This window comes from Mycolicibacterium brisbanense (assembly GCF_001570425.1).
In the GTDB taxonomy this organism is placed as follows: Bacteria; Actinomycetota; Actinomycetes; order Mycobacteriales; family Mycobacteriaceae; genus Mycobacterium; species Mycobacterium brisbanense.
Genome location: NZ_BCSX01000035.1, coordinates 103,678 through 129,980 on the forward strand (window position 1 = coordinate 103,678; position 26,303 = coordinate 129,980).

The window sequence follows — 26,303 nt, forward strand, 5'->3', positions numbered from 1 at the left end:
GGCCTGCAGGCCGGGGGTGTTTTGTTTCGGCATGGACCGGATCTTTCAATGGGTGTGGGACCGGTACGGACCGACGTACTCGTGGGCGATCTGCGTCCTCGTATACCTTGCGGGCCTGTCGGTCCACCTGGCCTACCCGCTGATCATCGTCGCCTTCGAGGGATCTGATCGCTACGTACAGGCGGCCGTCATCACGTGTATCGCCATGCTGGTGCGGGTCTACTTGATGGTCCTGCCCGGCTCGAAGCGGTTGCGCCTGATCGAGAAGTGGGCAGCAGGCCGCGCGGTCGATCCGAAGGAGGCGTTGGCGGCCACCTACGTCTACGCGCGGCGCACGACTGCCCGAGTGTTCGCAACCGATGTCGTCTGGACGCCGTGCGTCGCGGTCGTTGTCGGTGTGGTCGCGGGCGCCACCGGGTGGCGACTGGTCCAGTACGCGATTATCGGCGCGGCCTACGGAGCGGCCACCGGAGTGTTCGGTGTGCACAGCTTCAGCGAGGGATCGCTGAGGCCGGTCAGGACCGCCATCGCCGGTGACACGGGAATGGGCGATTCCCTGCCACGCGCGCACCCGACGTTTGCCCTGTGGTCGCACGTCACCATGATCGCGATGGCCTTCGGATTCTCCACCGGCGCGGCGATCACGGCGTCGGTGATCGACCGCGCCCGCGAGGACCCCATCGTGTCCTTGGCGATCGGGTGTGCGTTGACACTCATCTCGGGACCGGTGGCGGTCATGGCAATCGCACCCTTCCTCCGGCCGATACGCGATCTTGCCGAGGGCACTGAACGTGTTGCCGCGGGCGACTACAGCCAACGTCTGCCCGTGGTCCAAGACGACGACTTAGGGGCACTCTCGGCGTCATTCAACAGGATGCAAGCGGGTTTGGCTGAGCGGCAACGACTTCAGCTGGCGTTCGGCAGCTATGTCGACCCCGCGCTGGCGGCCCGGCTGCTCGCGCAGAGCGATGACGTGTTCGCCGGCGAGCGCCGTGAGGTGACGGTGATGTTCATCGACGTCCGTGACTTCACCCCGTTCGCCGAGGCGAACACTGCCGAGGACACAGTGTCTCGGCTCAACGCGTTGTTCGAGATCGTCGTGCCCGCCGTGGTCGACGCCGGTGGGCACGTCAACAAGTTTCTCGGGGACGGCGCCCTGGTCGTGTTCGGCGCGCCCAACGACCTTGCGGGGCATGCCGATGTCGCGGTGGACACCGCCGTTCTGATTCAGCGGCTCGTTGCTGCGCGCTTCGGCGATGAGCTTCGGATCGGCATCGGCATCAATACCGGTCCGGTGATCGCCGGCACGATCGGCGGAGGAGCCAAGCTGGAGTTCACCTTGATCGGGGACACCGTCAACGTCGCGGCCCGCGTCGAGCAGCTCACCAAAACCACCGGCGCGATGATTCTGCTTACCCAGCAGACGGTTGACGCGCTGGTTTCCCGACCGGCCGGCCTGGTCGATCGTGGATCGCACGCGATCAAAGGCAAGGCAGCCACCGTTGCGGTTTTCAGCGTCGATCCGGCGTATCCCGTTGGAGGCGAATCGGTTACCTGACCGATACCGCGACACAGACTGCGGCGGAGCCGGTTTTGATGATGACTGGGCAAGAATTCGGACATGACGGTACCGCGGGAGTCACCGCGTGGGATCTCGCGTCAGACATTCCTGCGGGGTGCCGTCGGAGCGTTGGTCACCGGGACGGTGTTCGGATCGAACCGGGCCAGTGCCCAGCCGGCAGCGTCGGGCTGGGGAGACCTGTCAGCCGCCATCGGCGACAAGGTGATACTGCCTGACAACGGCCAATTCGCCTCGGCCAAGGCGGTTTTCAACACCAACTTCAACGACTTCGCGCCGGCCGCCGTGGTCACCCCGACCTCGGCGGTGGAGGTGCAGAAGGCGATGGCGTTCGCCGCTGCCCACAACCTCAAGGTCGCTCCGCGCGGTGGCGGGCACTCTTATGTGGGCGCGTCGACAGCCACCGGCGCCATGATCCTCGACCTGCGTCAATTGCCCGGCGGCGTCAACTACGACGCCGCCACCGGCTACGTCACGGTGACGCCTGCGACCGGTCTGTACACCATCCATCAGGCCCTGGCCGCGAATGGTCGGGGGATCCCAACCGGGACATGCCCGACGGTCGGAGTGGCCGGGCACGCCCTGGGCGGCGGGTTGGGCGCGCAATCGCGGCACGCGGGCCTGATGTGCGATCAATTGGTGTCGGCGACGGTGGTGCTGCCCGGCGGCGCGGGCGTGATCGCGTCGGCCAACGAGCATCCGGATTTGTTCTGGGCGCTCAAAGGTGGGGGCGGAGGCAACTTCGGGGTGACCACGGCGCTGACCTTTGCCACCTTCCCCACCAGCGATGTGGACGCCGCGAGCCTGCATTTCCCGCTGGAGTCGTTTCCGCAGGTGCTCCTCGGGTGGCAGACCTGGCTGCGCACCGCCGACCGCAGCAGCTGGGCGCTGGCCGACACCATCACCGACCCGGGTGGCGCGCACTGTCGCATCCTCGCGACCAGTCCGGCGGGCTCCGGTGACGCCGTATCGGCCGCGGTATCCAAAGCGGTTGGACTGCAACCGATGACGGTCGAGAAGCACACGTTCAACTACCTGGATCTCGTCCAGTACCTCGCCGTCAACAACCTCAATCCCTCGCCGCTGGGCTACGTCGGCGGATCCGATGTCTTCTCGTCAATCACCCCGGCCGCGGCGCAGGGAATCGCCGCGGCGTTCAACGCCTTTCCCGCCGGGGCCGGTCGTCCGTTGGTGATCATGCACGCGCTCGACGGTGCGTTGGCCACCGTGGGGCCAGGGGACACCGCGTTCCCGTGGCGACGGCAGTCCGCTCTGGTCCAGTGGTACGTGGAGACCTCCGGTTCGCCGGCAGCAGCAGCCAATTGGCTCGGCACCGCTCACCAAGCCGTGGCACCGTATTCGGTCGGCGGCTACGTGAACTATCTCGAGGCGAACCAGCCCGCGTCGCGGTACTTCGGCGCCAACCTCTCCCGGCTGGCCGCCGTCCGGCAGAAATACGACCCGGGGCGGGTGATGTTCTCCGGTGTGAACTTCTGATGGGCGCTATCGTCGAGCAACCTGGAGGCAACACCCGATGGACGACACGTTCCCGCAGACACCGGCGGCAACGGCCGCACTCTCCGTGGCCGGCCGCTTCTATTCGCCCGCCCTGCTCAATCACTGCATCCGGTCGTATCTGTGGGGTGCGCGCTACGCCGCCGCGCACGGTATCGAATTCGACGACGAGCTCTATTACGTCGCCTCGCTCCTGCACGACATCGCGCTGACCGACCCGTTCGACAGTCACCGGGTGTCGTTCGAGGAGGCAGGCGGAGACCTGGCATGGGTGTTCGGGGTCGCGGCCGGTTGGTCCGCCGAGCGGGCGGCCAGGGCGACGGAGATCATCGTCTTGCACATGCGCGACGACGTGTCCGCGGCCGTCGATCCCGAGTCCCATCTGCTGCAGGTCGCGACGGCGTGGGACGTTGCCGGGCGCCGGCCGGACGAGTTCCCCACCGACGCACGGGCGACGATACTGGCGCGCTATCCCCGGCACGGGTTCGGCGACGAGTTCCTGGCGTGCTTCGAGGATCAGGCGAGACGCAAACCCAACGGTGCGGCCGCCGCATCGATCGCCAACAACGGTGCCGAGCGCATCAGGGCCAATCCGCTTGACGCCTAGGCGCAGCGGGCGAGTTTGTCTTTAACGTTAATTCCGCCGTATGTAAACGCGGTAAGGGATAACCTCGACGTATTCGGTTCCTCAGGCCCTCCTGCCTGCAGAAAAGGAGGAAGCGGCGTGCGAATTACACAGCGCTACCTGATTTTCGGATTGGCGATGACGATGGTGCCCGTCGGGCTCGTGACTGGGGCGCCTGCGGCCAAGGCCGACTGCACGAGTTCGGGCTACGCCACCGTCTGTGCGCAAGGGGACGTGCGTGGTGCTGACGGCGGACCCGTAGCTGCCACACCCGTCGTTCCCTATCCGTGTGAATACGACTGGTACTGCGGCAACGACTGGGATCTCGGAATCGTCTGGAACCCGGGGCGTCCCGGCGGCCCGGGAGGTCCAGGTCGGCCCGGCGGCGGTGGTGGTATCGGCCCACGTTGAGAACCTGCTGCGTGCGACCATCTGATCGAAGGAGCCAAACATGTTGCGAAGCCGTCTGACATACCGCCCACTGGGAGCCGCGATCGCTGCCGGCGCCCTGGCCGGTACGGCACTGCTCGGCGCGGCGTCTGCTGTTGCCGATCCGCCGGTGCCGCCGCCGTGCACGGCCGCCGAAATGGCGCGCGTCATGTCCGGTGTCACGTTCGACACGTCGAACTATCTGACCGAGCACCCCGACGTCAACGATTTCTTCACCGGCCTCAAGGGCCAGCCCAAGGACCAGATCCGGGACAAGGTTCAGAGCTATCTGGACGCCAATCCGACTGTCCGGGACGATCTTGCGCGGATCAGGCAACCGTCGGTCGACTTCCGCGATCGCTGCGGGCTGCCGCCGACGCCCTGACCAACCCCCGGTGGTGCGTGGGCAATGGGTGGATTGAGCCTGACCGGGCTATGGCTGTTCCTGGCCGCGGTGCTCTCCACGTCGGTTTACCTGGCGGTCGCGAGTGTCTGGGTCGCCAACAAGACGGCGTACCGGCCGGACGCCGCGCAGCCCACGGGATCCCTCTCGCCGTTCCTGACGACCGTTGCGCTCGTTTACGGTGCGCTGCTGGGCTTCACCGTCGTCGTCGCCTGGGAGCAGTTCTCCTCGGCCGAGGCGAACGTCACCAACGAATCGTCGACCTTGGCAACGATGTACCGGCAGACGGTCAGCCTGCCGGCACCTGACCAGGCCCCTACGCGTGAGTTGCTGCGGGACTACACCGCCGCGGTGAAAGCCGAATGGGGCAGTCGAGGAGATGGCGCAGCCAGCGCCGCGGCGCGGACCGCGATCACCGACATGTACCGGATGCTCGGTCAGCAGCAACCTTCCTCGGCGAATCCCATCAATGCCGAAATGCGCCAACAGCTCAATGTGCTGACCACCCAACGCAATACCAGGATCCTCGATGCCAAGCCCCGCATTCCGGGACTGCTGTGGAGTGGGCTGTTGTTCGGGGCCGTTCTGCTCATCGGGTTGATCGGCTTCACCCACCTGAGCAATCCGCTCAATCACATGTTTCTGTCGAGTGCGATTGCGATCTTGCTCGGCTTGCTGCTGTTCTTGATCTTCTTGCTCGATCATCCGTTCGGGCGTGAACTCGGTGTCACGCCCGCATCATTCGACTATGTCGTGCAGGTGTTCGACGGGGTCGACGACGGCAAGTAGCCATCGAACGACCGCGGCGGGTGCTAGCGTCCCGAAGGCATGGACGCACCGCTGCTGCTTCACGACCGCGACGACCGCGGCGTCGTGACCCTGACGCTGAACCGGCCGCAGGCTTTCAACGCACTGTCCGAGGCAATGCTTGCCGCGTTGGGCGAGACGATGGACGCGCTGGCCGAGGACCAGACCGTGCGCGCTGTGGTTCTCGCGGCGGCAGGAAAGGCGTTCTGCGCAGGCCACGACCTCAAGGAGATGCGGGCCGAGCCATCGCTCGACTACTACCGACAGCTGTTCGACCGCTGCACCGCGGTGATGCTCTCGATTCAGCGGTTGCCGGTACCGGTGATCGCGCGGGTGCACGGTATCGCGACCGCCGCGGGGTGCCAGCTCGTCGCGATGTGCGATCTGGCGGTGGCGAGCGACGATGCGCGCTTCGCGGTCAGTGGCGTCAACGTCGGATTGTTCTGCGCGACACCGGGAGTCGCATTGTCGCGCAATGTACCGCGCAAAGCGGCCTTCGAGATGCTCGTCACCGGTGACTTCATTTCGGCCGAGCAGGCTCGAGCGTTGGGGCTCGTGAACCGGGTGGTGCCTGCGGAGGCGCTCGACGGCGAGGTCGAGACCCTGATCGCGAGCATCGTCGCGAAACCTGCGGTCGCAGTTGCGATGGGAAAAGCCTTGTTCTACCGCCAGATTGACGTCGGCATCGAGGCGGCCTACGCCGACGCCGGGACCACCATGGCGTGCAACATGATGGATCCCAGTGCCCTCGAGGGTGTTGCCGCCTTCATCGAAAAGCGCCCGCCCAGCTGGCCGGGGCGCGGATAACAGGGGCTGCAGACCATCGCTGACGGCGTCACACAGCCGTTGTGGTGATGTGGATCTCCGAGGTCAGGGTCTGGTGCACGGGGCAGCGCTCGGCGATGGCCATCAGCCGTTCTCGTTGGTCGTCGTCGAGGTCGCCGATCAACTCGATCTCGCGGTCGATCTGATCGAGCATTCCCATTTTCGTCTCACAGTCGGCGCAGTCCTTGGCGTGGATCCGGGAATGCCGCAGCGTCACGCGGACGCGTTCCAGTGGCCAGCCCTTGCGGTTGGCGTACATCCGCACGGTCATCGACGTGCATGCGCCCAACCCGGCGAGGAGGAAGTCGTACGGGTTCGGGCCGGCGTCGTCTCCGACCGGTTGCGGTTCGTCGGCGACGAACCGATGGTTTCCGGCGGTGATCTCTTGCGTGTAGGTTCCCTGGCCGGTTTCGGTCACGGTCACTTCGGTCGTCGCCATGAAGGGTCCTTACGTCGATTGTTTCTGTTTGGTGGAGATCTCGATGAGCGTGGCCGTGCTCAGCGTGCCGAGTTGTTGCTCCAAGCGACTGGCGAGCGCGAGGAACAGATTGGCGGTGGTGACGGCGTCGCCCAACGCGTGATGCGGCGTGTGGACGGGGACGCCGATCTTGGTGGCCGCGTATTCGAGGGAGATGGCCCCTTCGGTGATCGGAACTCCAAGTGCGCGTGCGGCCAGCGGAGCGGTGTCGATGAACCGATTGGTCAGACGGCGGCCGCAGCCACGGTACGCGCGGCGCAGCAGCGTCCGTTCGATGACGGCGCAGTGGGCGATGATCGGCCGATCACCGATGAGTGTATGCAGCTGTGCGACAGCATCTTTGATGGGTGGTGCCGCGGCGAGGTCCTGGGTGCGGATGCCGTGGATGCAGGCCGAAGGCGCCGGAACGGCTTCGGCGATGTGCACCAGGCCGTAGGTGGCGTGAGCCATCAGGATGCGTCCGTGGTGGATCGGGATGGCGCCGTAGGAGATGATCTTGTCGCTGCGCAGGTTCAGACCGGTGGTCTCCAGATCGACCACCCAGAGTTCGTCATCGCGCCACGAGCGGCTACCGCTGCGGTCGCCATGGCCTGAGTTCTTGCGCGACAGCAGGTTACGCATGGTCGGTATATCCGAGTCCGTAAGGCCAACGGCCGGCCACCTTGTCCTGCACGGCGGCGATCACCCGGAACGCGTCGCGCAAGTGCCGCAACTCCAGGCTGTCCAAATCGGATGGGGCCACGGTCGGTTCGATGGGCTTGCCGTCACGCAACGCGCGCATCTGGGTATCGACCGACAGTTGGTAACACAGCGTGAAGGCGGTCTTGAGCGATTCGGCATCGTCGACATTGAGCAGCCCTGCCCGGCGGGCCCGGTCGAGGCGGTCGGTGGTGGATCCGCTCAGATCCCCGGTCTGCAAGGCCAGCGCCTGGGCCATGGTCACGATCGGGCGCATACCGGCCTTCTTGATGTTGAGGCGGTTCTTGTGTTCGCCGAAGTGATCGGCGACGAACCCGCGCACGAATCCCCGTGGCGGACGGCTGGCGATGGACAGCCGGGTCAGGGCGCGGGTGAACTGCGCGCGACCCACGCCCGAGATCAGGGCCGTGCGCATGGGCCGCGTCAGGACCGGACGAGTGATCGGCCGGGCGTCGAGCATCGTCGCGGCCAAGAGCAGTTCGCCGACGTTGCCCGGGTTCTGGCGCCAGCGTTCCGCGGCGGCCCGCCATCCGGACACCGACCGGTTGAACAACGGGTACGACGCGTTGAGCCCCTGCGGGCACGTGCGCAGCCCGCAGCTTTCCAACGCGTCCATCACCGGTTCGGTCGCGGCGCTGACGACCGACCTGTCGGGCTCGGGGTCGTCGGGGGAGCGGGTGACCCAGGCCAGCGCGCTGTCGACGTCGGAGTTGGGCAGCGGTTCGCGCCGGCCGACCGACCCGAGCAGCATCCAGGCGCAGTCCAGGTCGGGCAGCGGCGGTGCGGTGGCGGTGAGCTCGATGGCCTTCGCGACGATCGCTTCGATCATCGCCGCCAGTAGGGATCCGAAGTGATGGGCGGGCACGCCGGTGTCCCACAGTTCGAGCATGGTGGGTGTGAGCATGGCTGCGGCGTCGCGCAATTGGGTGAGGTTGGTCGCCGCGCCCGTCTCCGTGCGGATCACCAGGGGATGGCGGACTTCGCCGGCCACCATGTCGACCACCCGGGTGATGCCGACCGGGCGGCCGCTGGCGCCGTCGACGACGACGAGATGGTGAATGCCGCGTTCGTACATCAGCAGATACCCGGCGCCGACGGTGCGGTCGGCTGACATGACGATGGCGGGCAGGGAGGCGATGGTGTCGATGGGGGCGTCGATGCCGACTTCTCCGGTGACCACCCTGCGGCGGAAGTCGTCGTCGGTGACGATGCCGACGTCGTCACCGCGCTGGAACACCGCGCACGATCGGTGGTCGTCGGTCATTCGCCGTGCGACGTCACGTATGGATTCCGATGGCTCACACCACGTGATGGGGTGCATGACCTCGCCGATGGGCCGCTCGAGCTGACCGAAGGTTCCACCGGAGGAGATCAATCGCGCGCGGGCGATCTGATCGCCGTAGTACGAGAAGGACAGTCGCTGCGGGTGTTCGAGAACATCGCGGGGGTCGTCGAGCAGATAGCAGAGGGTGTCCTCGGCGGCGCGGACCGTGAGGGGCGGGGGCTGACCGGAGAACACCGAGATGTGGCCGAAGGTGTCGCCGGGGCCGAGGACGTCGACGACGTGGCCGCGGTCGGTCACCTCGACGCTGCCGGTGCGGACGACGAAAAGTCGCTGCAGCGCGTCGGATTCGGCTTCGACGATGGTTGTCCCCGCGGAGAAGTACTCGACTTCGACAGTGGCGGCCAGCCGGTTCACATCCTTCTCGTCGAGACGGTTGTACGGATCGTGGGCAGCCAAGAAGTCGGCGATGTCCTTGATGGTCTACCCTCCTGTCGCGTTGGGGTGCCCGGTTGGCCGTCGAAGCACTGCGTCACAGTAGACCTCAGAGCTCGGCCGGCTGCGCCGTTCTGATCGGTGACGGCGATATTCGTCGGTCACGCGCAGCAAAAGGCCCTCACTCCATTACGGAATGAGGGCCCTTTTCGTTTGCTGAAGTCAGGCGGTTCGGCGGACGCCGCGCTTCAGGAGCAGCTCGCGCTCGGATTCGCTGAGCCCGCCCCAGATGCCGTAGGGCTCGGCGACGGCCAGCGCGTGCGAACGGCACTGTGTGATCACGGGGCAACTGCGGCACATCTCTTTGGCGCGCAACTCGCGCTGGGCGCGGGCCCGTCCGCGTTCCCCGTCAGGATGGAAGAACACCGAGGAATCGACGCCCCGGCAAAGCCCTTGCATCTGCCAATCCCAGATGTCCGCGTTGGGTCCGGGTAGCTGTTGCGGCTGTGGCATGGAGGAAGCCCCTCTCTGCGCGCCCATTCCGATTACGTGAGCGTGCGTGAGTTGGTGGTACCGAACTGAGCACATGTCGCCGATGACTACTCGTGCACACAAACTAGGGGCGCTCATTAATTCGCGTCAATAGCCTGAGCGTGTGCTCAATGACATATCCGCAGGTCGAGAATTTACATCACGTTCATCATTGCGATGTGTCCGTCACGAGAGCCGTGTTAAGCACTGGCTGAGTCGCCGATGTTTCCGCTGTTCGGACCGGCCGTGGCAACACTCGGCATTGATCGCGGCGATGGCTCCGTTGACACCTTATTAACGTCGCGGGCATCAATTGTTAACGAATGCGGATTCGAGAATATCTTTTATCCGTGTCTTGCGGTATCGGGTTCCCGTGGACCCGGCTTTTGTCCGACGTTGATAGCGTCGCAAACCGATGAGCACCACCACCGAGGCAGCAACCGTGCTGGCGAACGCCGCGTTCGGCGACGACCCGGGCCGCTGGCCGCTGCCCAGCGCGGCGACACCGCGCGATCGATGGCTGCGCGCGGTGGCTGCGGGCGGTCAGGGGCGCTACGCCTGCGCTCTGGCCGAGCTGTCCGCGATCGAGCGCAGCGTGGCCTCCGGACCGTTGCTGTCGCTGAGCCTCAGCACCCGGGCGTCGTTCATGCGCCAGCTCGGCGGTCACAACAGCGCCCGCGGGGCCGACGGCCAGGCCTGGGCCCACAGTGGGGGAGAGGATGCCGCCGACCCCGAGGCCCCGGCCGACGCCCTGATCGGCCTGGCCGCCGATGCGCTCGGAGTCGGCCGGTTCGCATTGTCTGCACGGCTGCTGCAGCGGGCCGGTTCGGTGGTCGGCGAGCCCGCAGGGCGCGTGGCGGTTCGCCTGGCATGGGTCAGTGCGGAGCTGGCGATGATGCGCGGTGACGGGGCCACGGCGGTCACCCATGCCGAACGCGGTGCAAGGGCCGCCGCTGGGTACCCGTCGGCGCGTCACGCGGTGAAGTCCGATGTGGTGCTGGCAGCCGCGCTGTGTAGTGCAGGTCAGCCCGACCGGGCGCGCGTCGTCGCCGACGCCGCACTGGCGGCCACCGAGAAGCTCGGCCTCGTCCCGCTGCGATGGGCGCTAGCCTGTCTGCTGGCCGACATCGGCAGTGCGGCCCACTCACCCGCGCAAGTCGGCACGATCCGCGACGTCAGCGCCGATACAGTGCGTCGCAGAGGCGGGGTCTGGACCGGCGACTGATCCGGTCGCCCCGCGCCGATCGTTATTGTTTAGCTCAACCAAGCGCCTGCGAGTGTCGGTGCCAAGTAACGCTGGAGATACCGCCCACGATGACAAGTTCGGGAGACCGTCTCGACGCTGTCGTTGCTGAGGCTGTGGCCGGCGATCGGAATGCGCTTCAGGAAGTCCTGGAGATCATCCGGCCGATCATCGTTCGCTACGTCCGGGCGCGGGTCGGCACGACCGAGCGAAGTGGTCTTTCAGCGGATGACGTTGCGCAGGAGGTGTGCTTGGCCGCCATTACGGCGCTGCCGCGCTACAAGGATCAGGGACGACCGTTCCTGGCCTTCGTATATGGCATCGCCGCGCACAAAGTTGCTGACGCGCATCGCGCGGCGGCCCGGAATCGGGCTGAACCGACCGATGTGGTGCCGGAGCGCTACTCGCTGGACGCGGGCCCGGAGCAGTCTGCTCTCGACAACGAGTCCTCGGCACGAATGGCCAAGCTGCTGTCGGTACTGCCGGAGAAACAGCGCGAAATCCTGATCCTGCGGGTCGTCGTCGGCATGAGCGCCGAAGAGACCGCCGAGGCCGTCGGCAGCACCCCTGGCGCGGTTCGCGTGGCCCAGCACCGGGCGCTGAACCGGCTGAAGTCCGAAGTCATGGCGACGGGGCGTGACTATGCCTGACTTCGGCCGCTGGACGTCCAATGGTGGCGATCCCTCACTCAACGAGATCAACCGCACCGATCGGTTCATCGAGGCGCTCTCGCTGGACCGCCAGGTGTACGCAACCGACCCTGCGGAAGCCGAACTGGCCCAGCTGCTCGCCGGCTGGCGCGACGAGGCGCGGCGTCCCACCTCCGGTGTCGTGACGACGCGCGACGCCATCACGGCCCTCGACCGCGGCACGCGGGGCAGGCGGCCACGGCTGCCCCTGGCGTTGGTGGGCTCGGTGGCGGCCGCAGTGCTGTGCCTGGGTGGGTTCGGCGCGGCCGTCTACGGCGCCGGGCCCGGTGACGCCCTATACGGCATGCGCACCACGCTGTTCGGCGAACGGCCGACCCGCGACGTCAACGTCGAGCTGGCCTCCGCGGAACTCGCGCAGGTCCAGCAGCTCATCGACCAGGGGCAGTGGCAGGCGGCGCAGGAGAAGCTGAGCACCGTCACCACCACGGTGGCGACCGTCGACGACACCCAGCGCAAGCAGCAGCTGGTCGATCAGTTGCAGCAGTTGTCGGTCAAGGTCGAGAACCGCGATCCGAACGCGACAGTACCGCCGAACGCGCCGCCGATCGTGCTGCCGGAGGTGCCTGCGACGCAGAGCAACCCGGCTACCTCCACGAGCGTGTCCGACACGTCCTCACCGACGAGCACTCCGTCGACCACGGCTCCGTCGACCCCGACACCGACGAGCACCAGCCCGGCGCCGTCGGACACCACGTCGCCGGCCGGCACACCGGTGTCACCGTCGTCGTCCCCCGCATCGGGCACACCCGCTCCGTCGGCGTCGACCGAGACCTCGTCACCGGCCGCGCCGTCGTCGCAGAATCCGTCGACCAGTACCGCGGCCCCGTCGACCAGTCCACGCGTGGAGGTGCCACCGTCCTCGGCGGTGTCGACGGTGCCCTCGTCGGTGGTGCCGTCACCGGCGCACACCCAGACCACGACCATGCCGACGGTGAGTGTTCCGCCGGCGGCTGAGCCCACGGTGACCGTCCCGGCACGCGGCGGGGCGACCGGTGGTGGTGACGGCGCAACGCAGCATGGGGAAGAGGCGCCGCCACAGCAGCAACAGGGTGCCGGCACACCTCCGGGGCGCGCGGCCGTACCTCAGCTTCCGGTCACGACGGTCATCGAAATCCCCGGGTTACCGGGGCTGGGACTGGGCGGCGCCGCTCAGCGGTAGCCGTCGGTTTCCGACGTGGCTTCGTTGAGCGAGGCGTCCGCGTAACCACGGCAGTAATCCCAGGTCACGTAGGAGTCAGGCTCGGGATCGTAGGCCGGCTCGTGCGGGCGGACCGTGCCGTCGACGAGCAGCTGCAGCAGGTTGGCGCGCAGCATGTCCCAGTCGTGGTAGTGGTCCTGCTGGCATTCGTCGCACGACACCACCAGACCGCGGATACCCTTGTGCGCCAGCAACGCCTCGTACACCGCCAGATCCGCAAGGTCGGCCTCGACAGCGGTGCGCTCCTGGGGGTCCAGAGGCTGGCCCGGCTCGATGGCATCAAGTGCGGCCGACGGATCAGACGGATCGTCGGCGAAGGGGTCGGGTGGCAAACCAGGTGGCAGGTGGTCACGCACGAGATCCACACTACGCAGCGGCACAGGTATCGCGCCAGCCGCGCAAGGTGCCGCGACGTGCGACGTGGCGGCCGGGAGCCGATGCACGTCGCGACCCGGCCGCCATTGCGGCGGTGGCGCCGACCCCGCCTGGCGAGCCGATAGGATTAGGGGTAAAGCTCTGCGACCGCCTGTATCTGGAGGCCCGCCCATGTCGATCGCTGAAAGCAGCGTTCCCATTGCCGTACCGGTGCCGACCGGCGGCGACGATCCGACCAAGATCGCCATGCTCGGCCTGACGTTCGACGACGTGCTGCTGCTGCCTGCCGCCTCGGACGTGGTGCCCGCCACCGCGGACACCTCCAGCCAGGTCACCCGCAAGATCCGGCTCAAGGTGCCGCTGGTCAGCTCGGCCATGGACACCGTCACCGAGTCGCGGATGGCCATCGCGATGGCCCGGGCCGGCGGCATGGGCGTGCTGCACCGCAACCTGCCCGTCGCCGAGCAGGCCGGTCAGGTGGAGACCGTGAAGCGGTCCGAGGCAGGCATGGTGACCGACCCCGTCACGTGCTCGCCCGACAACACCCTGGCCGAGGTCGACGCGATGTGCGCGCGATTCCGGATCTCGGGTTTGCCGGTGGTCGACTCCGACGGGGCCCTCGTCGGCATCATCACCAACCGCGACATGCGGTTCGAGGTCGACCAGAACAAGCCTGTCTCCGAGGTGATGACCAAGGCCCCGCTGATCACCGCCCGCGAGGGGGTCTCCGCGGAGGCCGCGCTCGGGCTGCTGCGCCGCCACAAGATCGAGAAGCTGCCCATCGTCGACGGCCACGGCAAGCTCACCGGGCTGATCACCGTCAAGGACTTCGTCAAGACCGAACAGTTCCCGCTGGCCACCAAGGACAGCGACGGCCGGCTGCTGGTCGGCGCCGCCGTCGGCGTGGGTGACGACGCCTGGACCCGGGCGATGACACTCGTCGAGGCCGGGGTCGACGTGCTGATCGTCGACACCGCCCACGCGCACAACCGGGGCGTGCTGGACATGGTGTACCGGCTCAAGACCGCGGTCGGTGACCGCGTCGAGGTGGTCGGCGGCAACGTCGCCACCCGGGCCGCCGCGGCCGCGCTGGTCGAGGCCGGTGCGGATGCGGTCAAGGTCGGCGTCGGGCCCGGTTCGATCTGCACCACTCGCGTGGTGGCCGGGGTCGGTGCCCCGCAGATCACCGCGATCCTCGAAGCCGTCGCGGCGTGCAAGCCGTTCGGGGTACCGGTGATCGCCGACGGCGGCTTGCAGTACTCCGGTGACATCGCCAAGGCCCTCGCGGCGGGTGCGTCGACGGCCATGCTGGGCTCGCTGCTGGCGGGCACCGCCGAGTCGCCCGGCGACTTGATCTTCGTCAACGGCAAGCAGTTCAAGAGCTACCGCGGCATGGGCTCGCTGGGCGCCATGCAGGGCCGGGGTGCGGCCAAGAGCTACTCCAAGGACCGCTACTTCCAGGACGACGTGCTCTCCGAGGACAAGCTGGTGCCCGAGGGCATCGAGGGCCGGGTCCCGTTCCGCGGGCCGCTCTCGACCGTCATCCATCAGCTCACCGGCGGTCTGCGCGCGGCCATGGGCTACACCGGGTCGGCGACCATCGAGCAACTGCAGCAGGCACAGTTCGTGCAGATCACTGCGGCGGGGCTCAAGGAAAGCCACCCGCACGACATCACGATGACCGTCGAAGCACCGAACTACTACACCCGCTGACGGGCGCTCGCGCGCCGAAGCACACGCACAAGAGAGGCTCGTCATGCGTGACATGGTCGAAATCGGCATGGGCAGAACAGCCCGCCGAACCTACGAACTCGACGACATCAACATCGTGCCGTCACGGCGCACCCGGTCGTCGAAAGACGTGTCGACGACGTGGCAGCTCGACGCCTACCGGTTCGAGATCCCCGTGGTGGCCCACCCCACCGATGCGCTGGTATCGGTCGAGTTCGCGATCGAACTCGGGCGTCTCGGCGGGCTCGGCGTGCTCAACGGCGAAGGCCTGATCGGCAGGCATGCCGACGTCGAGGAGAAGATCGCCCAGGTGGTCGAGGCCGCCGCGAAAGAGCCCGAGCCCTCGGCCGCGATCCGGCTGCTGCAGCAGCTGCACGCCGCACCGCTTGACCCCGACCTGCTCGGCCAGTCGGTGGCGCGGATCCGGGAAGCCGGCGTGACGACGGCCGTGCGGGTCAGCCCGCAGAACGCCCAGGCGCTGACACCGGCCCTGGTGGCAGCCGGCATCGACCTGTTGGTCATCCAGGGCACCATCATCTCCGCAGAGCGGGTCGCGCAGGACGGGGAGCCGCTCAACCTCAAGAAGTTCATCTCCGAGCTCGACGTGCCGGTGGTGGCCGGCGGCGTGCTGGACCACCGCACCGCCCTGCACCTCATGCGGACCGGCGCGGCCGGTGTCATCGTCGGCTACGGCTCGACGCACGGTGTGACCACGAGCGACGAGGTGCTGGGTATCAGCGTGCCGATGGCCACGGCCATCGCCGACGCCGCAGCCGCGCGCCGCGAGTACCTCGACGAGACCGGTGGCCGCTACGTGCACGTGCTCGCCGACGGTGACATCCACACCTCGGGCGACCTGGCCAAGGCGATCGCCTGCGGCGCCGACGCGGTGGTGCTGGGCACTCCGCTGTCCTCGGCGGCGGAGGCGCTCGGCGGAGGCTGGTTCTGGCCGGCCGCCGCGGCGCACCCGTCACTGCCGCGCGGCGCGCTCCTGCAGATCGCGATGGGGGAGCGGCCGTCGCTCCAAACCGTGCTCAACGGTCCGTCCGACGATCCGTTCGGCTCGTTGAACCTGGTGGGCGGTCTGCGCCGGGCCATGGCCAAGGCCGGATATTGCGACCTCAAGGAGTTCCAGAAGGTCGGGTTGACCGTCGGGTCCTGATTCCCCGCGACAGGTACGCGCGTCTTTACAAGTTAGGGCCTCCTGTCTAGCTAGTTACCTGTGGGTAGCGTCATACTGTTCGGATGAAGCCTGACTACGACGTCCTGGTTATCGGTTCGGGGTTCGGTGGCAGCGTCAGTGCGCTGCGGCTGACCGAAAAGGGCTACCGCGTCGGTGTGCTGGAGGCCGGCAGGCGGTTCGCCGACGCCGACTTCGCCAAGACCTCGTGGGACCTGCGTAAGTTCCTGTGGGCGCCGCAACTCGGCATGTACGGCATCCAGCGCATCCACCTGCTGCGCAACGTGATGATCCTGGCCGGTGCCGGCGTGGGCGGCGGATCGCTGAACTACGCCAACACGCTGTACGTGCCGCCGGCGCCGTTCTTCAACGACCCGCAGTGGAAAGACATCACCGACTGGCGCGCCGAGCTCATGCCGCACTACGAGCAGGCGCAGCGCATGCTCGGAGTGGTCAAGAACCCGACCTTCACCGATGCCGATCGCATCGTCAAAGAGGTCGCCGACGACATGGGCTGCGGGGACACCTTCGTCGCCACACCGGTCGGCGTGTTCTTCGGGCTCGACGGCGAGAAGACCCCGGGCAAGACCGTGCCCGACCCGTTCTTCGGGGGCGCCGGGCCTGCCCGCACCGGCTGCCTGGAATGCGGCGAATGTATGACGGGCTGCCGTCACGGCGCCAAGAACACGCTGGTCAAGAACTACCTCGGCCTCGCGGAATCGGCGGGCGCGCGGGTGCATCCGATGACGACGGTCACCGGGTTCGAGCAGCGTGGCGACGGCCTGTGGGAGGTCACCACGGTCAAGACCGGCAGCAAGCTGCTCCGGGACCGCAAGACCTTCACCGCCACGCACCTGATTCTGGCGGCGGGCACGTACAACACCCAGAAGCTGCTGTTCAAGATGCGCGACACCGGCAAACTGCGCAAGCTGTCCGATCGCCTCGGCGTGTTGACCCGCACCAACTCCGAGTCGATCGTCGGGGCCCAAACCCTCACGGTGCCACCGGATCTGGACCTCACCCACGGCGTGGCCATCACATCGTCGGTACACCCGACCGAAGACACCCACGTCGAACCCGTGCGCTACGGCAAGGGCTCCAACGCGATGGGCCTGCTGCAGACGCTCATGACCGACGGCACGGGCCCCGGCGGCACCGATGTGCCGCGGTGGCGGCAGTTCCTCGACCAGGGTCGCGAGCGCCCGGCGCTGCTGATCCGGCTGCTCAACCCGGCACGGTGGAGTGAGCGGACGGTCATCGCCCTGGTGATGCAGCATCTGGACAATTCGATCACCACGTTCACCAAGCGCGGCCCGGGCGGCAGGCGGGTGTTGACGTCCAAGCAGGGCCACGGCGAACCGAACCCGACGTGGATCCCGGTGGGCAACGAGTTCACCCGGCGGATGGCCGAGAAGGTCGGCGGCATCGCAGGCGGCACATGGGGCGAGTTGTTCAACATCCCGTTGACCGCGCACTTCCTCGGCGGCGCCGCGATCGGTGCCGACGCCGAACACGGCGTGATCGATCCGTATCAGCGGGTGTACAACTACCCGACGCTCTACGTCGCCGACGGTGCCGCGATCTCGGCGAATCTCGGTGTTAATCCGTCGCTTTCGATCACCGCGCAGGCCGAGCGGGCGGCGTCGCTGTGGCCGAACAAGGGTGAGGAAGACACTCGGCCGGCCCAGGGCGAGCCGTATCAGCGCCTCGACCCGATCGCACCGCTGCATCCCGTGGTGCCCGCCGACGCGCCAGGTGCGTTGCGGCGGTTGCCGATCGAGCCGGTCAACACGGGCGGTTAGTTGGCGAAGGGGTTGCGCCCCTCGCCGGTGTTGAGCAGCAGCGGGTTGTTGACACCGAGGATGAAGCTGCTTGCCGGGGTGAGGGCGAATCCCGCCCCGTCATAGGAGTTGCTGCACATCGTCACCGTGCCGTCGGTTCCGCACGTCACGTTGCGGAAGCTGATGCGCGATCCGGGCAGCAGTCGGTTGGGCAGCCCGTCGAAGCCGAACAGCGGCCGGTTGTCGTTGAGGAACGTCGGCGGACCCTGCTGTCCACCCGTGACGGCGTTCGCGCCGTCCGGAGCTGCGGGCAGCGGACCCGTGCAGCCGTAGTTGCCCGACTTGCGGCTGATGGCGCATGCGATATCGCCCGGCACCGCGAACGCGTAGTACTCACCGTTCTGCATCGCGAAGTCCGACGGCTTCACCGGCGTGAGTGCGTTGAGATTGAGCGGCGGCGGGGGCGGAGGCGGCGGCGGGTCGGCCGCGGCCACACCGGGGACGGTGACGCCGGCGCCGACCGCCGCGCTCACCAGTGCCATCAGCATTCTCCTGCGCATCACGACACCTTAAGGCGTTGAGTCCGGACACGCTGTACTACCTGGCGGATTGCCACGGCTGAGCGCGCCAATGAGTACGTTCCTAACCAACCGCTGTGAGGAGTTGACATGACCGACCGTCTTATCGCCGGAGTCATCGGATTCGGCGTCGCAGGCGAGTTCTTCCACTCGCGCTTCCTCGCCACGAATCCGAACTATGAGCTGCGAGGCGTCGTCACCACCGACGCGGCGCGGGCGGAGCGGGCTCGTGCCCTCGCCCCAACTGTCGAGGTCTTCGCCTCGGTGGACGAGATGCTGAAGTCAGGCCAGTTCGACCTTGTCGTCGTCGCATCACCGCCCGCACTGCACGTCGAGCACGCCACGGCGGCATTGGCCCACGGCGCGGCGGTGGTGGTCGACAAGCCTTTCGCGCCGACCGTCGCCGACGCCAACCGCATCGTCGAGGCCGCCGTCGCCCACGACCGTCCCCTGGTCGTCTACCAGAACCGTCGGTGGGACAGGGATTTTCGGACCATTCAGCGCATGCTGGCCGACGGCGCGTTGGGAACCCCGCACACCTTCGAGTCTCGTTTCGAACGGTGGAAGCCCCAGCTGGACAAGAACTGGAAGGCCACGACGACGGTCGACGCCGGCGGCGGCATCCTGCTGGACCTGGGTCCGCACCTGGTGGATCAGGCGGTGCAGCTGCTCGGGCCCGTTCGCCGCGTCGCGCATGCGCGGCTTCGCATACTGCACGACGGCGGCGCCGCCGACGATGACGCCTTCCTCGAACTGGAGCACGAATCCGGAGCGGTGAGCCGGCTGAGTGCCGGGTCTCTGGTGGGCGTCACGGGTCCGCGGTTCCGGCTGTCGGGGACCAAGGGAACCGTGGTCGTGGAAGGCCTCGATCAACAGGAACACGCGCTGCGGGTCGACGGCGCCATGCCCTCGGACCCGGGCTTCGACCACGACACCCGCGTCGCGCAGTTCGGCGCAGGCGACGAGCGGTCCACGATCGCGTTGGACCCCGGCAGCTACCAAGACTTTTACGACGCCGTCGCTGCCGCGGTCCGCGGCCAAGGCCCCGTCCCGGTCGATCCTCGCGATGCTGTGCGCACCATGGAGATCCTGGAAGAAGCGCGGCGCCTGGCGTAACCGGGGCGGTGATCCCTACGCCTGGTCGGCGTGTGGCGCTGCTTGCACCAGCGCGGCGATGAGGCGGGCCAGCATGGATTCGTCGATGGTCCCGGGTTGCAGCACCTCCTCCATGGCGACCCCCGTCGACATCGTGACGACCAGTTGGGCCAGTGCCAGCAGGTTCTGCCGGGGCAGTGCGGTGGTGACGTTGTTGACGACGTGCAGCGCCTGCTCGACGGCGGCGCGACGCCGCGCGATCAGGCGGTCGCGTAGCTGTGGATCGCGCACGGCCCGCAGCCAGTATTCGGTGAGGACGAGGTAGAACTCGTTCTGGTCGTGAATCGACTCCAGCATGGATCTGCTCAACGCCTGGGCCGTGGCGGCCGTGTCGCCGCCACTGTTGTCGAAGGCGGTCGCGATCAACTCACCCCGCGTTTCGAACTGGCGGTCCAGCAGCGCCAGGAACAACTCGTCCTTGGATTCGAAGTTCGAGTACACCGCGCCCTTGGTGAATCCCGCCGCCTGACCGATGGCGTCGATGGTCGCACCGGCGAACCCCTCGGCGGCGAACACGGCCAGGGCGGCGTCGAGGATCCGGTCGCGCACCTCGCCCCGGGTCGGCCTGGTGCGTGCGGGTTTGACAGACGGCATACCCCGCAGCATACTCGCGAGTATCGAATGGATACCAGTGGGTATCGAAATGTCGGGGATGGCAGACTTTGAACCGGCGGTTCGGTGGGGGAGCAGCAATGGCATACCGCGCAGAATCGACCGGTGACGGCAACGGGCAACGGAAAGAGCAACCGCATGCGCGCAGAGGACGAACCGGGCGAGGCTGACCTGCAGTCCGGCGATGGCCCGACCGAACCAGGGGACGAGACGGACACTCCCGAGGATGAGACCGACGCCCACGAGGGCGAGAAGTCCGAGGGCGACGCGGCCGTCGTGCAGACGACCGAAACCGACGAACCGGACGACGAACCTCTGATCGTCGCCGCCGGACTTGGCGTGGACGGCGAACATGAGCCGCTGTTCTCGGGTGTCGATCTCGAGCTGACCCGGGGCTTTCACGCCATCCAGATGCCTGGTGGCTGGGGACAGACAGCGCTGCTGCTGACGTTGGCCGGCCGGCTCAAGCCGACGCACGGCACGATCACGGTGTGCGGCGACACGCAGCCGCGGGCCATCCGCAAGCACTGCTCGATCGCGGCGTTCGACGACATCGACGAGCTACCGGACTCGGTGACTGTGCAGACGGTTCTCGCCGAGCAGCGGCGCTGGCTGGCGCCGTGGTACTCGCAGGTGTCCGACCAGGCCGGAGTAGTCGAACTGTCATTGGTGTTCGGCGACGTGCCGACGCCCTCGCCGAAGTCCTTCATCAGCGATCTGTCCGACCTGGAGATGTTCCTGCTGCGGGTCACCCTGTCGCTGTTCTCCAACCGGCCGATCCTCGTGGTCGGCGACCTTGAGCAGGTGCGCGACTACAACCGGCGCGCGACAGCGATCGAACGCCTGGCCGCCATCGCGACCAAACGCACCGTCGTGGTCGGCGTCACCAATCCGCTCGGCCCGGACGCCCCCGCCCACGACCTACACGATCACCGCATCCTGACCGGGAAGGACTGACGATGCTGGCTGGACTCGCACTCGGCTCGGAGATCAAGCGCTTCGGCCGCAGCCGAATGACCCGGCTGGCGATCATCGTGCTGATGCTGCTGCCCCTGGTCTATGGCGCGCTCTACCTGTGGGCGTACTGGGATCCGTTCGGGCACGTCAACAAAATGCCTGTGGCGCTGGTCAATTCTGATCGCGGGACCGTGGTGTCCGGCGTGCAGGTGAAGGCAGGCGATGAGATCGCCAAGAGCCTGACCGACGATGCCAGCCTGGACTGGCACGTCGTCGATCTCGATGAGGCGCGCCAGGGCGTCGAGCACGGCAAGTACTACTTCATGCTGGAGTTGCCGCCGGACTTCAGCGAGGCGATCGCGTCCCCGGTGACCGGAGAACCCAAGCGGGCCAATCTGATTGCCGTCTACAACGACGCCAACAACTACATCTCGTCGAGCATCGGCCGCACCGCCGTCGACCAGGTGCTCAACGCCGTCTCCACCCGGATCTCCGGCCAGGCCGTCAATCAGGTGCTCTCGGTGGTGGTTTCGTCCGGGGCGGGCATCAAGCAGGCCGCCGACGGTGCGCAGCAACTCGCCGACGGCGCGGTGAAGGTCGACGACGGCGCCGGTGAATTGTCGAACGGCCTGCACACCGCGCGGTCCGGGTCGGCGCAGGTCGCTTCGGGCGCCAAGCAGCTCTCCGATGGCATCACCAAGGCCACCGACCCGCTGGTCACGGTGACCAAGGCGCTCTCCCAGATCGGCGGCAACACCGACCAGTTGCAGAAGGGTGCGACCGCCCTGCAGCAGGCCAACGAGCAGATCGGCGGGATCGCGACGGCGCAGGATGCCGCGGCGAACTCGCTGACCGCGGTGATCGACCAGCTGTCCGGAAGTCCGGATCCGTTGGCCAACAATGCCGCCGGTACCCTGCGCGGGATCCAGGACCAGCTGCGCGGGCATCAGTTCACGCCGCAGATCCGCCAGCAGCTCACCGACGCCGAGAATGCCGCGATCTCGATGACCACGGCGCTGCGCAATCCGGGCAGTCCGCTCAACTCCGCGCTCAATCAAGTCGGCAACACCGGCCAGGACCTCAACAACAAGCTGACCCAACTGCGCAGCGGGGCGCAACAGCTATCGTCCGGCAGTGCCGAATTGGCCAGCGGTATCGCCAAACTCGATGACGGCGCCGTGCAGCTGAAGTCCGGCACCGCGCAACTGCGGTCAGGCTCGGCCGAGCTGGCGACCAAACTGGCGGAGGGGGCCAAGCAGGTGCCCGATTGGAGCACCCAGCAGAAGAACGCGATCGCCGACACCATCGGCGGCCCGGTCAATCTGGAAACCTCACACGAGAACGCCGCACCCAACTTCGGCACCGGGATGGCGCCGTTTTTCCTCACGCTGGCGCTGTTCTTCGGCGCGCTGGTGCTGTGGATGATCCTGAAGCCCTTGCAGACCCGGGCCGTCGCCGCCGAAGTGCTGGCGATCCGGGTCGTCCTCGCCAGCTACCTGCCCGCGGCGATGATCGGGTTCTTCCAGGCCGTCATCCTGTACTGCGTGGTGCGGTTCGCGCTGGGCATGCACGCCGTGCACCCCTGGGCGATGCTCGGGTTCATGGTGTTGATCTCGTGTGCGTTCATTGCCGCCACCCAGGCGATCAACGCCCTCGTCGGGCCGGCTGTGGGCCGGGTGCTGGTGATGGCGCTGCTGATGCTGCAGCTGGTCAGCGCCGGCGGCATGTATCCCGTCGAGACCACGTCGAAGCCGTTCCAGGTGATCCACAAGTACGATCCGATGACCTACGGCGTCAACGGTTTACGGCAGCTGATCCTGGGCGGCATCGACTACCGGCTGTGGCAGGCGATCATCGCGCTGGTGATCATCTGGGCCGGGGCGGTGACGATCTCGTGCCTGTCCGCCAGGCGCGACCGGCTGTGGAACCTCAACAGGCTGATCCCGGCGATCAAGATGTGAGCCGGTCGCTCACGCCGCGCTGATCACCCGGCTCGGCCGGCCGTGCACGTCGACCGGTACATCGCCGGCCAGGGTGACGCGGTGCATGACGCGCCGTTGGTCGTCGTAGTCGTCGACCGCACGGTGCTGCGTGGCGCGGTTGTCCCAGATCGCCACGTCGCCCGGCGTCCAGTTCCATCGGACGGTGTTCTCCGGCGCGGTGATTCGGCGCTGCAGGAGCTCGAACAGCACGTGGGACTCGTGACTGTCGAGGCCGACGAACCCGCGCGCGAAATCGCCGGCGAGCAGCGTGCGTTCGCCGGTCTCGGGGTGCACCCGCACCACGGGGTGTTCGGTGCGGAAGTCGGGTTTCTCGAAGGCGGCGCGCATCAGCTGCTGGGCCTCGGTGCGTTGGACCGCCGGGGCGGCGGCGTAGTCGAAGCGGTTGGTGTGCACCGCGCGCAGGTTCTCGGTCAGGTGCTTGAGGGGCTCGGGGAGCTGGTCGTAGGCAGCGGCGGTGGACGCCCACAGCGTGGATCCGCCGTACGACGGCAGCGTCACGGCACGCAGGACCGAGATCGCGGGGTAGTCCGGCACGAAGGTGACATCGGTGTGCCAGCGGGTGGCCTTGGCGTATTCGGAGTCGATCGGGGTGATGATCGGGACGCCGTCCTGTTTGAGTGCGTGATGACCGATCGGGGTGCCCAGCAGGCGCGCGAAAGCGTGTTGCTCGTCATCGGTGAGGTGCTGCTGGTCGCCGAAGAAGATCACCTTGTGCTGCAACAGCGTGCGGCGGATCGCGGCGACGGTGTCGGCGTCGAGATCCCCGGCGAGCCGCACACCGTCGACGCGTGCGCCGATGCGGCTGCCCAGTTTTGTCACGGTGATACCGGTGGTGGCAATCGTCATGGTTGAGGTCCTTTGTCGCTGGTCGGCCAATGTGTAGTCGAATGACTACAGCTGGATGTGGGCTAGTGTAGCCAGGTGACTACAGATCCGCCAGTGGCCGAGCCTGGGACTTCCGCTCCCGTCGGTCGTGACGAGGTGGTGGCGGCAACGCTGGCCGCAGCGGCCGAACTCTTCGCCGAACGCGGCCCGGCCGCCACCTCCATCCGGGACATCGCTGCCCGCTCGCGGGTGAACCACGGGCTGGTCTACCGGCACTTCGGCACCAAGGAACGTCTGGTCGGGGCAGTGCTCGACCACCTGGGGGAGTCGCTGACCGTCCTGCTCGACGGTGGCGCGCCTGCCGGCGAGATCGAGCAGGCCATGGACCGGCATATGCGGGTCATGGCCCGCGCCCTGCTCGACGGGTATCCGGTGGGGCAGCTGCAGTCACATTTCCCCAACGTGGCCATGCTGGTGGATCGGGTGGTGCCGCGATTCGACGATGAGCAAGAGGGCCGGTTGGCCGCAGCGAATGCCGTTGCGCTCCAAATGGGTTGGCGCTTGTTCGAGCCGTTCCTGCGATCGGCCACGGGTCTCGAGGAGGTCGGCGAGGATGTGGTGCGTGGCGCCGTCGCCGCCCAGATCGGCCGGATGCTCACGCCGGAATGAGGGTCGGGGCACCTCAACTCCTAGACTGAGCCGGTGGCAGCAGAATCCCCCCGCCCCGTTCTCGTCGTCGACTTCGGCGCGCAGTACGCCCAGCTGATCGCGCGGCGCGTTCGCGAGGCGCGGGTGTACTCAGAGGTCGTCCCGCACACCGCCAGCGTCGAGGAGATCAAGGCGCGCGATCCGCAGGCGATCGTGCTGTCCGGCGGGCCGGCCAGCGTGTACGCCGACGGTGCGCCGCGCCTGGACCCTGCGCTGTTCGACCTCGACGTGCCGGTGTTCGGTATCTGCTACGGGTTCCAGGCCATGGCGCAGGTGCTCGGCGGCACTGTCGAGCACACCGGGACCAGCGAGTACGGTCGCACCGAGCTGGCAGTGTCCGGCGGCGATCTGCATGCGGACCTGCCCGCGACGCAGCCCGTGTGGATGAGCCACGGCGACGCCGTCACCTCCGCACCGGACGGATTCGACGTCATCGCCAGCAGCGCCGGGGCCCCGGTCGCCGGATTCGAGAACCGGGCCCGTCGGCTGGCGGGAGTGCAGTACCACCCCGAGGTGCTGCATTCGCCGCACGGGCAGCAGGTGCTGACGCGGTTCCTGCACGAGTTCGCCGGCATCGGGCCGACCTGGACACCTGCCAACATCGCCGAGCAACTCATCGAGGCGGTGCGCGAGCAGATCGGTGACGGGCAGGCCATCTGCGGGCTGTCGGGCGGGGTCGACTCCGCGGTGGCCGCCGCGTTGGTGCAGCGTGCCATCGGTGACCGGCTCACATGTGTGTTCGTCGACCATGGCCTGCTGCGGGCCGGGGAGCGAGCCCAGGTCGAGCGCGACTTCGTCGCCGCCACCGGCGCCAAGCTCGTCACCGTCGACGCCGCCGACCGGTTCCTGCAAGCGTTGGGCGGGGTGACCAACCCCGAGGGCAAGCGCAAGATCATCGGCCGAGAATTCATCCGCGCCTTCGAGGGGGCAGTGCGTGACACGCTCGGCAGCTCCGAGGCCGAGATCGAATATCTGGTGCAGGGCACGCTGTATCCCGACGTCGTCGAATCCGGCGGCGGTACCGGCACGGCCAACATCAAGAGCCATCACAACGTGGGCGGCCTGCCCGACGATCTGAAGTTCAAACTCGTCGAGCCCCTGCGACTGTTGTTCAAGGACGAGGTGCGGGCCGTCGGCCGGGAACTCGGCCTACCGGAGGAAATCGTTGGGCGCCAACCCTTCCCAGGCCCCGGCCTGGGCATCCGCATCGTCGGCGAAGTGACCGCCAAGCGACTGGACACACTGCGGCGCGCCGATTCGATCGCCCGCGAGGAGCTCACGGCCGCCGGCCTGGATCAGCAGATCTGGCAGTGCCCGGTGGTGCTGCTCGCCGATGTCCGCTCGGTCGGTGTGCAGGGCGACGGGCGCACCTACGGCCACCCGATCGTGCTGCGTCCCGTCTCCAGTGAGGACGCCATGACGGCGGACTGGACCCGCGTGCCTTACGAAGTGCTGGAACGGATTTCGACCCGCATCACCAACGAGGTGCCCGAGGTCAACCGCGTGGTGCTCGACGTCACGAGCAAGCCACCCGGCACCATCGAGTGGGAGTAGTAGTTCTTCCGCGACTTTCTTCCGCGAGCAGACGCGGAGGTTCGCGACACGCCGCTGTTTGGGGACCGCTAAGTCTGCTCGGCAG

Annotated in this window: 26 protein-coding genes; 18 read left to right on the forward strand and 8 right to left on the reverse strand. The window is 67.4% G+C overall.

All coding sequences use genetic code 11. The annotated features are described in order from the left end of the window. Positions 1-31 precede the first annotated feature (31 nt). The 7 genes from RMCB_RS19405 (at position 32) to RMCB_RS19435 (ending at position 6,165) form a co-directional block, all read left to right on the forward strand. Positions 32-1,558 (forward strand): adenylate/guanylate cyclase domain-containing protein, encoded by a 1,527-nt coding sequence (locus RMCB_RS19405; RefSeq protein ID WP_062830095.1) that lies wholly within the window; start codon positions 32-34, stop codon positions 1,556-1,558. Between the two features lie 63 nt (positions 1,559-1,621). Beyond that, entirely contained in the window at positions 1,622-3,076 is a 1,455-nt protein-coding gene (locus tag RMCB_RS19410; RefSeq protein WP_062830096.1) for an FAD-dependent oxidoreductase, read from the forward strand. A gap of 37 nt (positions 3,077-3,113) precedes the next feature. After that, positions 3,114-3,701: an HD domain-containing protein gene (locus tag RMCB_RS19415; RefSeq protein WP_062830097.1), complete on the forward strand. Its 588-nt coding sequence runs from the start codon at positions 3,114-3,116 to the stop codon at positions 3,699-3,701. Positions 3,702-3,818: 117 nt separating this feature from the next. Beyond that, positions 3,819-4,130, forward strand: a complete 312-nt coding sequence (locus RMCB_RS19420; protein WP_072278501.1) for a hypothetical protein — start codon at positions 3,819-3,821, stop codon at positions 4,128-4,130. A gap of 40 nt (positions 4,131-4,170) precedes the next feature. Then, complete coding sequence (locus RMCB_RS19425) at positions 4,171-4,533, forward strand: heme-binding protein (RefSeq protein WP_062830098.1); 363 nt, start codon at positions 4,171-4,173, stop codon at positions 4,531-4,533. Between the two features lie 24 nt (positions 4,534-4,557). Continuing rightward, complete coding sequence (locus RMCB_RS19430; RefSeq protein ID WP_062830099.1) at positions 4,558-5,340, forward strand: bestrophin-like domain; 783 nt, start codon at positions 4,558-4,560, stop codon at positions 5,338-5,340. Positions 5,341-5,379: 39 nt separating this feature from the next. Continuing rightward, a complete protein-coding gene (locus RMCB_RS19435) occupies positions 5,380-6,165 on the forward strand; it encodes an enoyl-CoA hydratase (protein ID WP_062830100.1) in 786 nt (261 codons plus the stop codon). Positions 6,166-6,193: 28 nt separating this feature from the next. On the opposite strand, the gene RMCB_RS19440 is transcribed toward RMCB_RS19435, so the two are convergent. The 4 genes from RMCB_RS19440 to RMCB_RS19455 all read right to left on the reverse strand — a co-directional run bounded on the left by RMCB_RS19440 (position 6,194) and on the right by RMCB_RS19455 (position 9,590). After that, positions 6,194-6,622, reverse strand: a complete 429-nt coding sequence (locus tag RMCB_RS19440) for an OsmC family protein (protein WP_062830101.1) — start codon at positions 6,620-6,622, stop codon at positions 6,194-6,196. A gap of 9 nt (positions 6,623-6,631) precedes the next feature. Further along, positions 6,632-7,282: a 3'-5' exonuclease gene (locus RMCB_RS19445; protein ID WP_062830102.1), complete on the reverse strand. Its 651-nt coding sequence runs from the start codon at positions 7,280-7,282 to the stop codon at positions 6,632-6,634. Then, the gene (locus RMCB_RS19450) at positions 7,275-9,101 is read right to left on the reverse strand and encodes a putative nucleotidyltransferase substrate binding domain-containing protein (RefSeq protein WP_234792187.1); all 1,827 of its coding nucleotides are present in this window, start codon (positions 9,099-9,101) and stop codon (positions 7,275-7,277) included. Before RMCB_RS19450 ends, RMCB_RS19445 begins: the two co-directional genes overlap by 8 nt. A 198-nt stretch (positions 9,102-9,299) precedes the next feature. Beyond that, positions 9,300-9,590: a WhiB family transcriptional regulator gene (locus tag RMCB_RS19455; protein WP_029367677.1), complete on the reverse strand. Its 291-nt coding sequence runs from the start codon at positions 9,588-9,590 to the stop codon at positions 9,300-9,302. Between the two features lie 433 nt (positions 9,591-10,023). Here RMCB_RS19455 and RMCB_RS19460 point away from each other — a divergent pair, with 433 nt between their 5' ends. The 3 genes from RMCB_RS19460 (at position 10,024) to RMCB_RS19470 (ending at position 12,720) form a co-directional block, all read left to right on the forward strand. Next, a complete protein-coding gene (locus RMCB_RS19460) occupies positions 10,024-10,833 on the forward strand; it encodes a hypothetical protein (RefSeq protein ID WP_062830104.1) in 810 nt (269 codons plus the stop codon). A gap of 89 nt (positions 10,834-10,922) precedes the next feature. Continuing rightward, a complete protein-coding gene (locus RMCB_RS19465; protein ID WP_062830105.1) occupies positions 10,923-11,501 on the forward strand; it encodes a sigma-70 family RNA polymerase sigma factor in 579 nt (192 codons plus the stop codon). Next, positions 11,494-12,720 carry an anti-sigma-D factor RsdA gene (locus RMCB_RS19470; protein WP_062830106.1) on the forward strand — a complete coding sequence of 409 codons (1,227 nt, stop codon included), beginning with the start codon at positions 11,494-11,496 and terminating at the stop codon, positions 12,718-12,720. Before RMCB_RS19465 ends, RMCB_RS19470 begins: the two co-directional genes overlap by 8 nt. Here the strand turns inward: RMCB_RS19470 and RMCB_RS19475 are convergent. Beyond that, complete coding sequence (locus tag RMCB_RS19475; protein WP_029367683.1) at positions 12,711-13,115, reverse strand: DUF5319 domain-containing protein; 405 nt, start codon at positions 13,113-13,115, stop codon at positions 12,711-12,713. The two genes, RMCB_RS19470 and RMCB_RS19475, sit on opposite strands and share 10 nt — an antisense overlap. A 190-nt stretch (positions 13,116-13,305) precedes the next feature. On the opposite strand from RMCB_RS19475, the gene guaB reads away from it, so the two are divergent. The 3 genes from guaB to RMCB_RS19490 all read left to right on the forward strand — a co-directional run bounded on the left by guaB (position 13,306) and on the right by RMCB_RS19490 (position 17,847). Next, on the forward strand, positions 13,306-14,847 hold the full coding sequence (guaB, locus tag RMCB_RS19480) for an IMP dehydrogenase (protein WP_062830107.1): 1,542 nt from the start codon (positions 13,306-13,308) through the stop codon (positions 14,845-14,847). A gap of 52 nt (positions 14,848-14,899) precedes the next feature. After that, positions 14,900-16,027: a GuaB3 family IMP dehydrogenase-related protein gene (locus tag RMCB_RS19485; RefSeq protein ID WP_029367685.1), complete on the forward strand. Its 1,128-nt coding sequence runs from the start codon at positions 14,900-14,902 to the stop codon at positions 16,025-16,027. Between the two features lie 83 nt (positions 16,028-16,110). Beyond that, positions 16,111-17,847: a GMC oxidoreductase gene (locus RMCB_RS19490; protein WP_062830108.1), complete on the forward strand. Its 1,737-nt coding sequence runs from the start codon at positions 16,111-16,113 to the stop codon at positions 17,845-17,847. Here the strand turns inward: RMCB_RS19490 and RMCB_RS19495 are convergent. Beyond that, complete coding sequence (locus tag RMCB_RS19495) at positions 17,844-18,386, reverse strand: hypothetical protein (protein WP_063827623.1); 543 nt, start codon at positions 18,384-18,386, stop codon at positions 17,844-17,846. The two genes, RMCB_RS19490 and RMCB_RS19495, sit on opposite strands and share 4 nt — an antisense overlap. Before the next feature lie 108 nt (positions 18,387-18,494). Between RMCB_RS19495 and RMCB_RS19500 the strand changes: the two genes are divergently transcribed. Beyond that, positions 18,495-19,520: a Gfo/Idh/MocA family protein gene (locus RMCB_RS19500; RefSeq protein WP_062830109.1), complete on the forward strand. Its 1,026-nt coding sequence runs from the start codon at positions 18,495-18,497 to the stop codon at positions 19,518-19,520. A gap of 15 nt (positions 19,521-19,535) precedes the next feature. Here the strand turns inward: RMCB_RS19500 and RMCB_RS19505 are convergent, their stop codons facing one another. After that, on the reverse strand, positions 19,536-20,165 hold the full coding sequence (locus RMCB_RS19505; protein ID WP_062830110.1) for a TetR/AcrR family transcriptional regulator: 630 nt from the start codon (positions 20,163-20,165) through the stop codon (positions 19,536-19,538). Between the two features lie 282 nt (positions 20,166-20,447). Between RMCB_RS19505 and RMCB_RS19510 the strand changes: the two genes are divergently transcribed. Together RMCB_RS19510 and RMCB_RS19515 are read left to right on the forward strand one after the other, a co-directional pair. Next, positions 20,448-21,128: a P-loop NTPase family protein gene (locus RMCB_RS19510; protein WP_062830272.1), complete on the forward strand. Its 681-nt coding sequence runs from the start codon at positions 20,448-20,450 to the stop codon at positions 21,126-21,128. Positions 21,129-21,130: 2 nt separating this feature from the next. After that, the gene (locus tag RMCB_RS19515) at positions 21,131-23,089 is read left to right on the forward strand and encodes a YhgE/Pip domain-containing protein (protein WP_062830111.1); all 1,959 of its coding nucleotides are present in this window, start codon (positions 21,131-21,133) and stop codon (positions 23,087-23,089) included. 9 nt (positions 23,090-23,098) lie between these two features. Here the strand turns inward: RMCB_RS19515 and RMCB_RS19520 are convergent, their stop codons facing one another. Beyond that, a complete protein-coding gene (locus RMCB_RS19520) occupies positions 23,099-23,977 on the reverse strand; it encodes a TauD/TfdA dioxygenase family protein (RefSeq protein WP_062830112.1) in 879 nt (292 codons plus the stop codon). A 75-nt stretch (positions 23,978-24,052) separates the two neighbouring features. Between RMCB_RS19520 and RMCB_RS19525 the strand changes: the two genes are divergently transcribed. Together RMCB_RS19525 and guaA are read left to right on the forward strand one after the other, a co-directional pair. After that, positions 24,053-24,625 (forward strand): TetR/AcrR family transcriptional regulator, encoded by a 573-nt coding sequence (locus tag RMCB_RS19525; RefSeq protein WP_234792189.1) that lies wholly within the window; start codon positions 24,053-24,055, stop codon positions 24,623-24,625. 33 nt (positions 24,626-24,658) lie between these two features. Beyond that, a complete protein-coding gene (guaA, locus tag RMCB_RS19530) occupies positions 24,659-26,218 on the forward strand; it encodes a glutamine-hydrolyzing GMP synthase (RefSeq protein ID WP_062830114.1) in 1,560 nt (519 codons plus the stop codon). Positions 26,219-26,303: the final 85 nt, after the last annotated feature.